The 15,454-nt window shown below is 48.2% G+C and carries 12 protein-coding genes and 1 pseudogene; 12 read left to right on the top strand and 1 reads right to left on the bottom strand.

What is annotated here, in order from left to right; genetic code table 11:
- The 10 genes and pseudogenes from NDA02_RS24135 to NDA02_RS24090 form a co-directional block, all read left to right on the top strand.
- Nucleotides 1–207: pseudogene (locus NDA02_RS24135) on the top strand (hypothetical protein); the annotation flags it as partial.
- A 243-nt stretch (nt 208–450) separates the two neighbouring features.
- Nucleotides 451–1,206, top strand: a complete 756-nt coding sequence (locus NDA02_RS24130) for an AAA family ATPase (RefSeq protein WP_348256084.1) — start codon at nt 451–453, stop codon at nt 1,204–1,206.
- Nucleotides 1,203–2,129 carry a ParB/RepB/Spo0J family partition protein gene (locus NDA02_RS24125; protein ID WP_348256083.1) on the top strand — a complete coding sequence of 309 codons (927 nt, stop codon included), beginning with the start codon at nt 1,203–1,205 and terminating at the stop codon, nt 2,127–2,129. Before NDA02_RS24130 ends, NDA02_RS24125 begins: the two co-directional genes overlap by 4 nt.
- A gap of 408 nt (nt 2,130–2,537) precedes the next feature.
- Entirely contained in the window at nt 2,538–2,756 is a 219-nt protein-coding gene (locus NDA02_RS24120; RefSeq protein WP_348256082.1) for a plasmid pRiA4b ORF-3 family protein, read from the top strand.
- A gap of 63 nt (nt 2,757–2,819) precedes the next feature.
- Nucleotides 2,820–5,864: a DEAD/DEAH box helicase family protein gene (locus NDA02_RS24115; RefSeq protein ID WP_348256081.1), complete on the top strand. Its 3,045-nt coding sequence runs from the start codon at nt 2,820–2,822 to the stop codon at nt 5,862–5,864.
- Between the two features lie 2 nt (nt 5,865–5,866).
- Nucleotides 5,867–6,088: a hypothetical protein gene (locus NDA02_RS24110; protein WP_348256080.1), complete on the top strand. Its 222-nt coding sequence runs from the start codon at nt 5,867–5,869 to the stop codon at nt 6,086–6,088.
- A complete protein-coding gene (locus NDA02_RS24105) occupies nt 6,076–6,495 on the top strand; it encodes a type II toxin-antitoxin system VapC family toxin (RefSeq protein WP_348256079.1) in 420 nt (139 codons plus the stop codon). Before NDA02_RS24110 ends, NDA02_RS24105 begins: the two co-directional genes overlap by 13 nt.
- 46 nt (nt 6,496–6,541) lie before the next feature.
- Nucleotides 6,542–9,352 (top strand): site-specific DNA-methyltransferase, encoded by a 2,811-nt coding sequence (locus NDA02_RS24100; protein ID WP_348256078.1) that lies wholly within the window; start codon nt 6,542–6,544, stop codon nt 9,350–9,352.
- A gap of 56 nt (nt 9,353–9,408) precedes the next feature.
- Nucleotides 9,409–10,053 (top strand): hypothetical protein, encoded by a 645-nt coding sequence (locus tag NDA02_RS24095; protein WP_348256077.1) that lies wholly within the window; start codon nt 9,409–9,411, stop codon nt 10,051–10,053.
- A 43-nt stretch (nt 10,054–10,096) separates the two neighbouring features.
- Nucleotides 10,097–12,235, top strand: coding sequence for a 3'-5' exonuclease (locus NDA02_RS24090; RefSeq protein ID WP_348256076.1), 2,139 nt, complete (start codon nt 10,097–10,099; stop codon nt 12,233–12,235).
- A gap of 205 nt (nt 12,236–12,440) precedes the next feature.
- Here the strand turns inward: NDA02_RS24090 and NDA02_RS24085 are convergent, their stop codons facing one another.
- Nucleotides 12,441–12,995, bottom strand: coding sequence for a site-specific integrase (locus tag NDA02_RS24085; RefSeq protein ID WP_348256075.1), 555 nt, complete (start codon nt 12,993–12,995; stop codon nt 12,441–12,443).
- A gap of 688 nt (nt 12,996–13,683) precedes the next feature.
- On the opposite strand from NDA02_RS24085, the gene NDA02_RS24080 reads away from it, so the two are divergent.
- Both NDA02_RS24080 and NDA02_RS24075 read left to right on the top strand, forming a co-directional pair.
- Nucleotides 13,684–14,496 carry an ISL3 family transposase gene (locus NDA02_RS24080; RefSeq protein ID WP_348256074.1) on the top strand — a complete coding sequence of 271 codons (813 nt, stop codon included), beginning with the start codon at nt 13,684–13,686 and terminating at the stop codon, nt 14,494–14,496.
- A gap of 61 nt (nt 14,497–14,557) precedes the next feature.
- The gene (locus NDA02_RS24075) at nt 14,558–15,358 is read left to right on the top strand and encodes a transposase (protein WP_348256073.1); all 801 of its coding nucleotides are present in this window, start codon (nt 14,558–14,560) and stop codon (nt 15,356–15,358) included.
- Nucleotides 15,359–15,454: the final 96 nt, after the last annotated feature.

Genomic DNA, 15,454 nt, shown 5'->3' with positions numbered 1-15,454 from the left:
GTGAGGCCTTTTAGATTCAATCCTAAACTCGAAAAAGAACAGCAGGCTCAAACGTACTTTGTACAAGTTAAAGCCAGATTTGTGCCGGAGCGAGATGTCTTTGAGTTTGTTGAGCAGCTTAGCGAACCAATTCAGGAAGTCCCAGGATTTTTGAAAGCTTCTAAGAAGCTCAAGGCTGAAGCTTTGAAAGCTTTGAGTGAAAGATAGGGCGCGATGGCTTGTGGAATCGCGATCACATTATTCTTGTTATGAAACCCTTTCAAGTTCTTGAATCAGTTCTTCTCTCACACCCAAACAACAAACCTCCTGAGATTGCCTCAAAGCACTGCTTCCAGTTTGGCACTCAACCGTTGTCTTTGAATGAACAGCTTATGCAGCTTGCCAAGTGTGGGCTTTATACCCTGAGCCAATCTCGCTTAAACTTTGGGTATTGTTCATAAGGGAAGTTCGGTGGCTCTGGTAATCACCATCTATAACCAGTCAGGAGGCGTAATGAAAACGTCGCTGACAATGAATTTAGGCTATCACATGACTCAGCATGGCCGAAAGGTGCTGCTAATTGACATGGACCCACAGGCAAGCCTAACCGTTTTTATGGGGCTTGAGCCAGCCGATTTGGAGCAGACAATTGCTAACTCTGTCTTAAATGAAGCACCATTAGCAATTCACCCCAACCTTCATGGGATGGACTTACTTCCCTCGAATATCATGCTGAGTGCCGCAGAGATGCAGCTTACCTCTGTGATGGCGCGTGAGTGGCGGTTAAAGCGAGTCTTAGAACCCGTTTTGGATCGCTATGATGTGATTCTGATTGATTCTCCACCTAGCCTAGGAATTTTGAGTGTCTTGAGTTTGGTAGCCTCAACTCATGTTTTAATTCCGATTCAGACGCAGTACAAAAGCTATAAGGGAACGGAATTGCTATTAGATAGCGTTAAACAGGTACAGACTCACGTTAATCCTGAGTTAAAGATAGCGGGGGTTGTACCCACAATTTATGCAGCGAGTAATGCTCAAGACAAATCCATTTTGAGTGCAATTCAGGAGCAACTGGGGGCAATTACAACCGTCTTTCCGCCGGTACCGCGTGCTACAGCGTTTGCTGATGCCTCAATGGAACATTTGCCTTTAGCTCGATACAGTTCAAATCATCCGGCGGTGAAGGTTTTGAATGCGATCGCACTTTCGTTGGAGGCTCTGAAATGAAGAAACGAGCAGGGGTACCTCCAATGCGCGGAGTCGGTGCCTTTCTCAGCACTTCGATTGAGTCTGCGGCTGAACTAATACCTGAATCAACAAATACTATCGCCATTGAGAAAATCGGCCTACCTGCAAAGCAACCTCGACGGTTTTTTAATCCTGAGAAGCTAGAGCAGCTTGCGGAGTCGATTCGACAGCACGGCATATTAGAACCGATTTTAGTGCGTTCGCTGCCCAATGGTCAGTATGAATTAGTGGCGGGAGAACGACGCTATAGAGCGGCTCAGTTAGTGGGATTAAACGAGGTTCCGGTGGTGGTGCGGGAACTGTCGGATATTGAAGCGTTCCAGCTTGCCTTGGTTGAGAATTTACAGCGGGAAGACTTGAATCCGGTTGAGGAAACGGAGGGAGTTTTGGATCTGCTGGTTCTGAATTTGCAGTGTAGCCAAGAGGAGATTTTTGAGACTCTTGCTCAGATGGCGACAGCTCAGAAAAAGGGAATTGAGCTATCGGGAAACGTTTCCCGACGTGTAGAAGCGATCGCTTCTATCCTTGAATCGACGATTGGATTAACGCCTGAAAGCTTTCGGACTTCTCGTTTACCGCTATTGAAGCTTCCGGCTGATGTGTTGGAGGTTTTGCGCCAGGGACAACTGGAATATACGAAGGCACGATTGATTTCCCGACTCAAGGAAGATGAGCCTCGGCGGGTGTTATTGCAAGAAGCGATCGCGCTTAACCTCTCTTTGGCTCAAATCAAAGCACGTTTGCAAGATTTAACTTCGACGACTCCCCCAGAACTGACGGTAAGCGATCGCCTGTTTTCCGTTTCCCGAAAGTTGAAGCCAAAGAAAGGTTTGGACGATCCGAAGAAGCAAAGGCGTTTGGAGAAGCTTTTGCAGGAGTTGGAATTGTTGGTGGAAGATTGAATCGGGGTGTATCGTCTATCGTCGGTTAATCATTTTCCGCAGAGCGCTGAATTAATCTTGGACTGTCGGGAAACGTTTCCCGATGGAACTCAAATCCCAATATTAGTCCTCAAAAGCCAGTGAACCGGAGCTTTTCAAGCCGAATGCTCAGAGAGATGCTAATCCGTTTTCCCTATAGCAGAGGATTGAAGCTCGGGTATGTTTAGCAATGGATAGATCTGCTCAAACCGAGCCGGAGATAGATGAGCAATGTCCTCCTCACTAATCGGGTATCCTGCATCTTAGAGGAGCAATATGGAAAACATGATGAGAAAATATCGACGCTAATTGAAATTGGTCTATAGTAGGCACGATACTCTCGACCAGCAAAGTGAGTGTAGTTTCTGGCATCTCCCCCTGCTAACCCCGATGGCACCTCGTCAATCAGCAACTTCGCAAACGGTGTATCAACTGAAGATTACGCTCAAAGACGCTAAACCACCAATCTGGCGCAGGGTACAGGTATTGAACACAGCAACGTTGCAGCAGCTTCACCCTATCATTCAACTGGCAATGGGATGGACGGATTCGCATTTGCATCAGTTCACGATCCCAGGTGTGGAATACGGGCAACCAACGCCCGAATAAGTTGCCCCAGTTCTCAAGTCAGCCTTGACCGCGCCGTTCCAGTCGATCCTTCCCTCTAGAAACATGGTCTATCAGTTTTTTGAAAAGCCAATCCTGAATTCGCCCTATGAGTATCCTGCAAAGCATTGGGAACTCGACAACGATGGACAACCCACTAACCAGATTATTCTTCAGCGTCGATCGGCTGATTTTATCACCCCCATTCCCAAACCGAAGAAACGCAGGCAGTCTCAGGCTGTACAACAAACCCTGACACTGTTTGATACCGAAGGTATCTCAACCGACTCTCAGCAATACGATCTATCCCTCTACATCAACAGCATCCGCGAGAAGGTTAGCGCATGGCGGCAACTGCCTAACCCTGAAGATTGGAAGGTGACACCAGAAACCGCCCGATTGCTCCAGCACTGGCGACACCACAAATTTCAAGGAATTCGCCCCTTCTTCTGTCAGGTAGAAGCTGTGGAAACAGCTATCTGGTTGGCGGAAGTGGCACCTAAAAGCGGCAAGAAGGAGCAGGCATTCCTTGACGATCTAGAAAGGGTCAATGCAGAGGCGAACCCAGAACTGTTACGGATTGCCTTGAAGCTGGCAACAGGGGCAGGAAAGACGACCGTGATGGCGATGATCATCGCCTGGCAGACTGTCAATGCCGTTCGCCATCCCAACAGCAAGCGGTTTACCCGTGGCTTTCTCATTGTTACGCCGGGAATTACCATTCGCGATCGCCTCCGCGTCCTTCAACCAAACGATCCAGATAGCTACTATGCCAGCCGCGAACTGGTTCCCAACGATATGGTGGGGGACTTGGGCAAAGCCAAAATTGTCATCACCAACTACCATGCCTTCAAATTGCGAGAGCGGATGCAAATTGCTTCTGGAACCCGCAAGCTGATTCAAGGGCGAGGACCAGAACTACAAACCCTAGAAACCGAAGGGCAGATGATTCAGCGGGTGATGTCGGAATTAATGGGGATGAAAAGCGTCCTGGTCATCAATGATGAAGCCCACCATTGCTACCGGGAGAAACCTGACAATGACGACCTGGATGATCTCAAGGGGGACGACAAGGAAGAGGCAAAAGAAAATAACGAGATGGCTCGCCTCTGGATTTCTGGAATTGAGGCAGTAAAACGGAAGCTGGGGGTGCAGCAGGTTTATGACCTATCAGCAACCCCCTTTTTCCTGCGCGGGTCTGGCTATGCGGAGGGAACCCTATTTCCCTGGACGGTAAGCGACTTCTCGCTCATGGATGCGATCGAGTGTGGTATTGTCAAACTGCCCCGCGTGCCTGTAGCGGATAATGTGCCGGGGGCTGAGATGCCGAAACTCCGCAACCTCTGGGAACACATTCGCAAGAAGATGCCTAAAAAGGGGAGAGGAGCCGCTAAAAACCTTGACCCTCACAGCTTGCCGCCAGAACTTCAGACAGCTCTGGATGCCCTCTACGGTCACTACATCAAGACCTATGAGATCTGGCAGGAGCAGGGAGTGGATGTGCCGCCTGTGTTCATTGTGGTCTGTAACAATACTTCAACCTCAAAGCTGGTGTATGACTTCATTTCAGGCTTTGAGCGAGAAGATGAAGAGGGAAACACCTCTTACCACGCTGGACGGTTAGAGCTATTCCGCAACTACGATGAATACGGGGAACGCCTGCCTCGTCCCCGCACTTTGCTGATTGATAGCGAACAGCTAGAGTCAGGTGAAGCCCTGGACAGCAATTTTCGGGAAATGGCTGCCGATGAAATCGATCGCTTCCGGCGGGAACTGGTGCAGCGCAGCGGTAATCCCCAGGATGGTCAGAACATCAGCGACCAGGACTTATTGCGAGAAGTGATGAATACCGTGGGTAAACCGGGACGGCTGGGTGAGTCAATTCGATGTGTGGTGTCAGTATCGATGCTGACGGAAGGCTGGGATACCAACACAGTGACTCACGTTCTGGGGGTACGGGCTTTTGGCACGCAGTTGCTCTGTGAGCAGGTGGTGGGACGGGCACTCCGTCGCTATTCCTATGACTTGAATGAGGAAGGACTGTTTAACGTTGAATATGCCGATGTGCTGGGGATTCCGTTTGATTTCACAGCCAAGCCGGTGATTGCCAAGCCAGCCCCTCCCCGCAATACAGTAAATGTCCATGCCGTCAAACCCGATCGCGACGCTTTAGAAATCACCTTTCCCCGTGTGGAAGGCTACCGGGTAGAACTGCCTGATACCGCTCTGACTGCCCACTTTACGCCAGATTCCCTGCTGGAGCTAACCCCCCATCTGGTGGGTGCGACCAGGACCCGCAATGAGGGCATCATCGGGGAAGGGGTGGAACTGAATGTAAAACACCTGGAGGGAATGCGGGAGTCAACGGTACTGTATGAACTGACCAAGCACCTGATTTACCATAAATACCGTGACCCAGGTGAGGAACCGAAGATCCATTTGTTTGGGCAGCTTAAGCGCATTGCTCGACTGTGGATGAAGGACTATCTGCGCTGCACGGGTGGCACCTATCCAGCGCAGTTGATCTATCGGGAAATTGCAGACATGGCGTGCGATCGCATCAAAGCAGCGATCTCTGAAGCAATGGCAGGCGATCGCCCAATTAAAGCCATCCTGGATGCCTACAATCCCAAGGGCAGCACCGCCCATGTCAATTTCAACACATCTAAACCATCCCTCTGGACGACTGATCCCCGTCGGAATCATATCAACTGGGTAGTCTGCGATAGCGATTGGGAAGCCGAGTTTTGCCGGGTGGCTGAGGCTCATCCCCGTGTGAAAGCGTATGTCAAGAACCAAAACCTGGGGTTTGAGGTGCCTTACCTGTACGGTTCCACTTCCCGTAAGTATCTGCCAGATTTCATTGTGCAGGTAGATGATGGTCGTTCTGACCTCCTAAACTTGGTTGTGGAGATTAAGGGCTATCGTGGTGAGGATGCCAAGGAAAAAGCAAACACGATGCGAAACTATTGGGTTCCAGGTGTGAATAATCTGGGCAGTTTTGGACGTTGGGAATTTGCTGAATTCACAGCCGTCTTTGAAATCGAATCAGCGTTTAACGATCTGATTGATTCGTTCACTGGCACATCTGCACCATCGAAAGGGGCATAACGATGCTGAAGAGCTACGAGGCAATTTACGAAAACGGGCAGGTGAAGTGGCTGAAGGAACAGCCAGAGATCAAAACCGCCCGCATCATCGTCACCATCTTGGAAGAGAGCGAAGTACCTATGAACCGACGCACTCCTCCTGCTTCGATCGCCGGGAAGGGTAGAACCTTTGGCGATCTTGTCAATCCGATCGTTCCCGAAGAGGATTGGGAATGTCTGCGATGATTGTGCTAGACACTCATATCTGGTTCTGGTTTATCGCACAGGAGTTTGAGCGGTTTCCAAAACACTGGCGTGAACAGATTGAAACCGCTGCCCAGGTTGGAGTTTCAATCATCTCTTGCTACGAGATTGCTTTAGCCCAACAGAGAGGAAGACTGGAGTTACCCTGTCCGGCTAAGCAATGGTTTGAAGATGCGCTAGAGCCTTCAGGAATTTTGTTGCTACCACTGACTCCTCAAATCATTTGTTGTGCAGTCGATCTCTCTCCTGTTCATAGAGATCCCTTTGACCGACTGATTATTGCAACGACGATAGCTTACGAGGCAAAACTCGCCAGCGTTGATGGGCTGTTCAGTCAGTATCCAGAGTTAGCTAATTGCCTCATGCAACAAACCGAGTCTTCTTCCTAAGAGACAATACTCCATTCCCCTACCATTTTCCCCATTCCCTACTCCCATGCCACCAAAATCTTCTAAAAACAAAAGTGTTGAATCCCTCAAGCATGAGGAGGCAAAGCGCAAGAATATTCCGACGGCTGAGTACCAGTCGGTGATGGCAGAGGAGGAGAAAAGCCCGATCCAGGTGGCGTATGAACGCCGCAACCGAGACCTCGACCCGCAGTTAGTTTGGCGGGGGAAGGATGAACAGGATTGGTCAGACCTGGTGGTGAGTGCGCCACCACTCTACATTCAGGAGAAGGTACATCCCAAGGTTTTGATCGATGACCTATTGCAGCGCAGTCAGGAGCGGACAGAATCGACTGAGGATATCCAGCTTGATCTGTTTTCAGATTTCAATGGCTTACCGCAGGACGCAACGGGAACAGATTTCTACCAGCATGACTCCAATTGGACAAACCGGATGATCCTGGGCGATAGCCTTCAGGTGATGGCATCTCTGGCAGAGCGAGAAGGGTTGCGGGGTCAGGTGCAGTGCATTTACATTGACCCGCCCTATGGGATTAAATTCAATTCCAACTTTCAGTGGTCAACCACCAGCCGCGATGTGAAGGATGGCAATAAAGACCACATTACCCGTGAACCGGAGCAGGTGAAGGCGTTTCGGGATACCTGGCGAGATGGGATTCATTCGTATTTGACTTATCTGCGCGATCGGTTGAGTGTGGCGAGGGATTTGTTAACCGATAGTGGATCGATTTTTGTGCAAATCGGGGATGAGAATATTCATCGAGTTAGAGCATTGATGGACGAGGTTTTTGGAGATAAAAATCATGTTAGTCTCATCAGTTATAAAACAACTCAAAGTGCTGGTTCTGGAACCTTAGATACTACCTGTGATTATATTTTGTGGTATGCGAAGAATAATGATACCATCAAGTTTAGAAATTTGTACAAAGTTTTAGAACGGGGAGATAAAGGCGCTACTCGTTACAACTTTGCAGAAAATATAAATATTGGTCAAGTTATTAGAATCTCAGAAAACGAAACCTCACTAGATAATGACCCAAGTTGGAGATTTTTTACCGATCAAGGTTTAACATCAAGAGGTGGTGGTTCCGATAACACAACACGAGAAGTATTTTTTGAAGGAAGTTTTTATAAACCAACAGCAGGACATTGGCGAACTTCCGCAGAAAATATTGAAAAGCGTCTAATTCCATCAGGAAGGGTTATTAAAGCGGGAAAAACTATTCGCTTCAAAAAGTTTTTTGACGACTTTGGATGTCTGGGACTCACAAATCTTTGGGATGATGTTGGAGGTGGGATTCAAAGTAGGAATGACCCAAAAGTGTACGTTGTTCAAACATCTACTAGTGTTGTTCAACGTTGTCTTCTAATGTCCACTGATCCTGGCGATCTTGTTTTAGATCCCACATGTGGAGCTGGTACTACCGCGTATGTTGCCGAACAATGGGGGAGACGCTGGATCACGATTGACACATCTCGCGTTGCTCTTGCTCTTGCCCGTACTCGTATCATGGGTGCTCGCTATCCCTATTACCTGCTAGCAGATTCTCCTATAGGACAGCAAAAGGAAGCTGAAATCACTCGTACTGCCCCCTCTACAGTCCCAACTTACAGTAACATTCGGCAGGGATTTGTCTATGAGCGAGCATCATACGTCAATTTGAAGTCCATTGCTTACAATGTTGAAATTGACGTGATTTTGGACAAATTCCAGGAAAAACTGGACTCGCTCCGGGCAGAACTTAATACTGCACTACGTAAAGCCTGGGAAGAATGGGAAGTTCCCCGTGAAGCCGATCCAAATTGGTCAAGCGAAGCCCAGAAAGCCCATAGCGATTGGTGGAAATACCGCATTGCTCGGCAAAAAGAAATTGATGCGTCCATTGCTGCTAAAGCTGACCAGGAATACCTCTACGACAAACCCTATGAAGACAAATCGATTGTCCGGGTCGCAGGTCCCTTCACTGTCGAGAGTCTCTCGCCCCATCGGGTATTGGTGGTTAATGAGCAAGATGAACTGGTAGACCCTAGCCAGCCAGTCACCCCTGAATCCACCACCGATGCTACCGACTTTGCCAATGTCATCATAGAAAACCTCAAAACCTCTGGAGTCCAGCAGGCGCACAAAGAAGACAAAATCAACTTCACCACGATCGTTGGCTGGCCCGGTGACTTCATCTGCGCTGAAGGTCGCTATGTGGAAGGGGAAAGTGAGAAAGAGAAACGGGCAGGCATTTTCATTGGTCCAGAGTTTGGCACCGTGTCTCGCCCGGATTTGGTAGCCGCTGCACGGGAAGCGGGGGATGCGGGTTTCGATGTGCTGATTGCCTGTGCCTTCAACTACGAGGCCCACTGTGCCGAACTCACCAAGCTAGGTCGCCTTCCGGTCCTCAAAGCCCGGATGAATGCCGATCTCCACATGGCAGATACGTTGAAAAATACTGGAGTAGGCAACCTGTTTGTCATCTTTGGAGAACCCGATATTGACATCATAGAGGTAGAAGATGGGCAGATTCAGGTGAAGATCCACGGAGTCGATGTCTTCCACCCCCAATCCGGTGAGGTCAGATCCAGTAACGCCGACGAAATTGCCTGCTGGTTCATCGACACCGATTACAACGAAGAAAGCTTCTTCGTCCGTCACGCCTACTTCCTCGGAGCCAATGACCCTTACAAAGCCCTCAAAACAACCCTCAAAGCTGAGATCGACGCGGAAGTCTGGGGAACTCTAAACAGTGACACCTCGCGCCCCTTCAACAAACCCAAATCTGGTCGCATTGCCGTCAAGGTAATTAACCACCTGGGTGACGAAGTAATGAAGGTATTCAGCGTGGATTAATGAACCTAGTAGAAAAATTGTAATAACTTCGCAGCAAGAAGTTAAGGAATAGAGCCATGCAACAACTGTATTCGTCAACTTTGTCTAACCCCTCCTTTATACAAGGCTTTACAAGATATGTAAGTTACAGGATCATCCTGAAAACCTTGGTAGTCATCAGCATTGTTCTAGTCATTCTGCTATCAATTCCAAATTATGCGCTGGCTGCACCATGCTCTAATGCAAAACTTGCTAACAATCTTAAGAACATACTAGTTGAGAAAATTTCTATACCTGTCAGTTCTACGGATATCTCTGAGGCTGCCAGTTTCAAAAAAATGAAAATTTATTTCTCTGCAAAAACAGGAGGGACTATTGAGACTGGCAGCGATCTAAATTTGACCGATTTGAAGGATGTAAATGGATACGCTTTAGTAGATTTTCGAATGAATAAAGGTTTGAAAGAAATACCTATCATAAAATCTTATCTTCAAAGCCAATTTGCAGATGCTACAGATCTCATCAGAGTATCCAATGTTTATGCTTCTCTGGTGTTGAAAGACGCAAACGATAAGGAAATAGCATCCTATGCTTTCAAAATTAGAGAAGGAAGGAATGAGGTTCCTATTTGTGAGTTTGGAAAATTAAAGCAAGACGTAAAAAGTATTCATGTGAAAGTAAATTCATTTGATGGCGATTTCTCAGTAAAGCACTCTTTTTGATTAGTTTGATTCATTGGTCTGATGTGGTCGTTAGAAAGATTTTATGGAATTCCGCATTGCTGACACCTTCACCGATAGCCTAGTTAAACTCACTGGGCAGGAACAGAAAGCAGTCAAAACCACTGCCTTCGATCTGCAACTTAACCCAGCCAACCCAGGGATGCGGTTCCATAAACTCGATCGCGCCAAAGACCCCAACTTCTGGTCAGTCAGCGTCAACATGGACATTCGCCTGATTGTCCATAGAACTGACACCAGCCTGCTGCTCTGCTATGTAGCTCACCACGATGATGCTTATACCTGGGCAAGCCGTCGCAAAATTGAACGCCACCCCAAAACCGGAGCCGCCCAACTGGTTGAGATCCGCGAAACGATTGAAGAAGTGGTGATCCAGCAGCCCATCCACAAACCGGCTGCGATCGCCCCAAAGCCCCTACTGTTTGCTGACATCTCTGATGACGAGCTATTGAGCTACGGCATCCCCCCTGAGTGGCTTAAGGATGTCAAGCAAGCCACAGAAGACACCTTGTTTGATATCGCTGATCGCTTACCTCAAGAAGCAACTGAAGCCCTGTTAGAACTGGCAACCGGAGGCAAACCCCAACGCCCCATTCCCGTACCAGGCGACATCAATCCCTTCGATCACCCCGATGCTCAACGTCGTTTCCGGGTCATGAACAACATGGCAGAACTGGAGCGAGCACTGGCATATCCCTGGGAGAAGTGGACTGTATTTCTGCATCCCGGACAACGATCGCTGGTAGAGCGAGACTATAGCGGTCCCGCTCGCATCTCAGGTTCAGCCGGAACCGGCAAAACGATTGTTGGGCTACATCGTGCCGTCTTCCTCGCACGACAACATCCCACGGCGCAACTGTTGCTCACCACATTCTCCCCAGCCCTGGCAAACGTCCTGCGGATCAAGCTCCATCGGTTAGCCAGTAATGAGCCAGACCCGATCAACCGGATTCGAGTCGGTGGCATTCAAGAGGTTGTCCAGGAACTTTATACCAACGCCTTTGGTATCCCTCATCTTGCCGACCCCAGCAAAGTGCGATCGCAACTGATCAAGATTGCTAAACAAGTCCCTGATCTACACTTCACAGAGTCCTTCCTCTGGGGAGAATGGAACAACGTAGTCGATGCTTGGCAACTAGACACCTGGGAGGCTTACCGCGATGTTCCCCGACTGGGCCGCAAAACTCGCCTGGGCGAAAAGCAGCGAAAACTATTCTGGCAAGTGTTTCAGCAACTTCTCACCTGGCTAGACCAACAGCAACTCCTCACCTGGTCAAGCCTTTTTGGTCGAATCACGCAACATCTGATTGATACCGGAGAATCCCCCTTTGAGTTTGCCATCGTGGATGAAGCTCAAGATATGGGCATTGCCGAACTACGATTTCTGGTAGCCATCGGGAAACAACGCCCAGATAGCCTATTTTTTACCGGAGATTTGGGACAGCGGATTTTCCAGCAACCCTTCTCCTGGAAGTCATTAGGGGTTGACATTCGCGGCCGAGCGCAAACACTAACCATCAACTACCGCACCTCTCACCAGATCCGATCATCTGCCGATCGATTGCTTCCCACGGAAATTGCAGATGTCGATGGCAACCTGGAACAACGACGGGGGACAGTCTCAGTGTTTGATGGACCGATGCCTGTCATTGAAATCTACGATAACCCGGAAACCGAAATTGAAGCAGTCGGGGAATGGATTGCCGATCGCCTCACATCCGGCATTCAGCCAGAAGAAATTGGCGTATTTGTGAGAGATCACCCCCAAATCGAACGGGCGATCGCCGCCATTACCCAGGCAGGTGCGACCCCAGTTGAATTAGACGATCAAATTAGCTTTGCTGAAGGCTGTATCGCAGTCAGTACCATGCACCTGGCCAAAGGACTGGAGTTTCGGGTAGTCGTGGTGATGGCTTGTGATGATGAGGTCATTCCTCTACAGGAACGGATTGAGTCGATCGCCGATGAATCAGACCTGGAGGAAGTCTACAACACCGAGCGTCACCTTCTATATGTCGCTTGTACTCGCGCCAGAGATGATCTCCTGATTAGCGGAGTTGATCCAGCATCTGAATTTCTGGATGACCTGATAGGGGTAAAGGTAGCGATGCGATGTAGCAAGTCGAGTGTTAGACGATTAAAAACAATGTTAGTGGAAGGATAATATTGCCGAAATGGCACGAGAGGTGCTTCCAACTGCAAAAAACCGGATCTGCGATCGCAGGTGGAATCAAAATAATGGGGTAATAATCCATAGACTACCCCACCTGACAAGGCATAATGCCTAGTGCGATCGCATCGCTGAGTAATTTCATGTTGGTAAAAAGCTAAAAATAGAGTACCCCCGATTTGCTCATGTGGAACTTGACTCAAAAACCAATCACAGAAATCGCTTGTTTGCGTTGTTCGGGTGTCACCTCCAGATAGCGCTGTAACGTTCCCAAGTCGCCATGACCCGATATCTCTTGTATTGTCCTCAACGGAATTCCAGCACTCGACATCTGCGTTAGTGCTGTCCGTCTAAAGCTGTGCGTTGAAACCCCTTCAACCCCAATCCGATGGCAAGCCTCTCGTAAGATTTTATCGGCCGCAAAGCGAGTAAGCCTTACTGACCTTCCCCGCATCCCTGGAAATAACGGACCGGGTTTTGAGGGTTGATACTCGTCTAAGAATTGAGCCAGTCCTGGCGTTACATCTACGGTGCGCGTTTTCAACTTCCCTTTAGTGGTAGACTTTCTGAAAACTAGACAGCCGGCCTTGATGTCGGTGGTTTGCAAGGCTAGTGCTTCGGAGATGCGACAACCCGTAAACAGGCAAATGGCAAACAAAGCGCGATCTCGCGGTCTCAGTAATCCTTCGCTAAACAATCGCCTCAATTCTGCTGAGGTGAGAATTTTTCCTTGCCCGTTGCCGTTAACTTTCATGGCGGAGTTGTCTCTAATTTCACTAGATTACTCGAAAGACGGATTAAGTGTAAATGAGGGGCAAAAGGGTTGATAGGGGCAGGTTTGAAAAAAGGGGCAAAAATGGAAAAAATGAGGGTTAAGTCAGGCTTATCGATGAAGTAACGACAGAATCAGGGGTTGAGGGGCTAATCGAGAATTCGATAAAATCTGCTAATGCGGGTGTTAATGGGGCAGATTGCAGGTATGATCTCTCAAGGGTTTTTAAGTGCTAGTGAGCGGGTGCGATCGCTACTGCTAGGTCATAAAGAGTACGGTTGTCAAGCGTGGTGCAGCCGGATTGGATTTCCTCAAAGCTTTACAGACACTCTTGATTTCCGCATCGAGCAGGACTAGCGACTTCAACCTGGCTGGTGTGTTTTAAGCGTTCACGAAGTGTGGGGTTAGCCGTATGGGGTGTTAGGATCACCAAAAGCTGCCAAGACCCTTAATGGGTCTTGGCAACTTTTGGTGAACCCAACAAATCCTACTCTGGCTAATGTCTGGCAAGTTTGAGCCAGCGGCACCCAACTTGACAAGCGTACTCTTGATGACCTGACAGTAGCGATCGCCAAGGCAACTCACTTCGACAAGATCGCTAGCAGCGAGCACAGAGCATGATTCTTCAACGCTCTTATAATTAAGCGAGCGTGGGCGATAGGGAGTGGATATGACATTGGCAGAAATCGCTTCAACTCTGTTACCTGGCCAAAAGATTCTACAGTTAAACAGTTGGGAGTTCGACCCAAACCAAACTCACGTAACAGTCAATGCTACTTCCATACAAAATCCGGTCAGATGTCCGGTTTGCTTAACAACGAGTCATCGGGTTCACAGCCAATACCAACGGACACTAAGCGATTTAGCTTGGGCTAACTTCCAAGTAACATTACACTTAAGCGTGCGAAAGTTTTTCTGTATCAACCCCCAATGCCAGCGACGGATATTTGCTGAAAGAATTATAGATATAGCAGCAGCCTGGGCTAGAAAAACGCAACGATTGACTCAACAATTAACTGCCATCGGCTTAGCTCTAGCTGGGAATGCCGGAGTGAGATTAACCCAGTATCTTAGTGTTCAAGCGAGCCGCAATACGCTGTTAAACTTAGTCCGTAGAATTTCTTTAGCTCCGATTCCAACTCCTGAAATTCTAGGAGTAGACGACTTCGCCTTCCGTAAACGTCACACCTACGGCACAATCTTAGTTGACCTGAACAAAAGCCAACCCATAGCCATTCTTAAAGACCGTGAAGCAGAAACCTTAACCGAGTGGTTAAAAGCACATCCGGGTGTAAAGATGGTTTCACGAGACCGCTCAAAAACTTATGAGAAAGGAATTCTGCAAGGTGCACCAGATGCGATTCAAGTGGCTGACCGTTTTCATATTTTACAAAACCTTGGCGAAAGCTTAGCGCAAGTCTTTGGTAGTCAGTTAAAAATCCTTAAATGTTGTAGAAAAACTGCACACCGGGTTTCCAGCTAGCAATTTCAATTCTCGTGAAATCGTCGCTTTACCCCCCGCCTCGAATCAAACTGAAAAAGACTTGTCAAAAGCTATTCAACGCAGAGAACGAAGAGTTCTCATTCATCAACAAGTCTGGGATTTGCGCCAACAAGGTCTATCGGGTAGAGCAATTGCCGAAAAAATCGGGATTGGTCATGCCACCGTATTCCGCTATTTACGTCACCCCCAATTCATCGAACGCAAGGGTCGTAGCGACCGAGGGCGAAGTAAATTAGACCCTTACAAAGAGTTTCTGCTCAAACAGTGGAATCACAGATGCTATGACACGACAGAACTATTTTTCAACCTCAAAAAACAAGGTTATTCAGGAAGTTATGATACGGTAGCTCGTTATACTCGTCGCCTACGACAAGCAACCGGAGTTGAGCTTGGACAACGTATCATTACTCAAGCTTTACCTCAAGTTGTTGAACCCTTAAGATGTGCTTTAACCCCCCGGAAAGCAGCGGGGCTAGTGATGCAAAAGTTCGAGCGATTAAAGGCTAATGACCAACAGCTTATTAGTTTATTGAAAAATCGCTCGCCTGAGTTATCAGAAGCGATTGAACTTGCACAAGATTTTACAGACATTGTGCGTCAAAGAACCCCTCAAAATCTTGAGGCTTGGTTAGAGCGTGCTATTAGTAGCAAAATCTCTCCGATTCGACGATTTGCCCTCCGCTTGCGTGAAGACTATGATTCGGTTAAAGCTGGTGTGACTTTCTCGGTGAGTAATGGCCCGGTTGAAGGACATGTTAATCGATTAAAGATGCTGAAAAGACAAATGTATGGTCGGGCTGGTATCGACTTATTGAGTCGGCGATTTTTAATCAAGATGTGAAGACTTTCTCTGTTTGGAAAATGCTTGAAAAAGTCAGTGTTGCGTTCAGACGTGTGACGTTAGCCAGAGTGGGATTTGTTGGGTTCACCAAAAGTT

The sequence above is a fragment of the Leptolyngbya sp. ST-U4 genome, from assembly GCF_039962215.1.
Taxonomy (GTDB): domain Bacteria; phylum Cyanobacteriota; class Cyanobacteriia; order Elainellales; family Elainellaceae; genus Leptolyngbya_A.
This window is presented reverse-complemented; position numbering and strand designations above follow the sequence as displayed.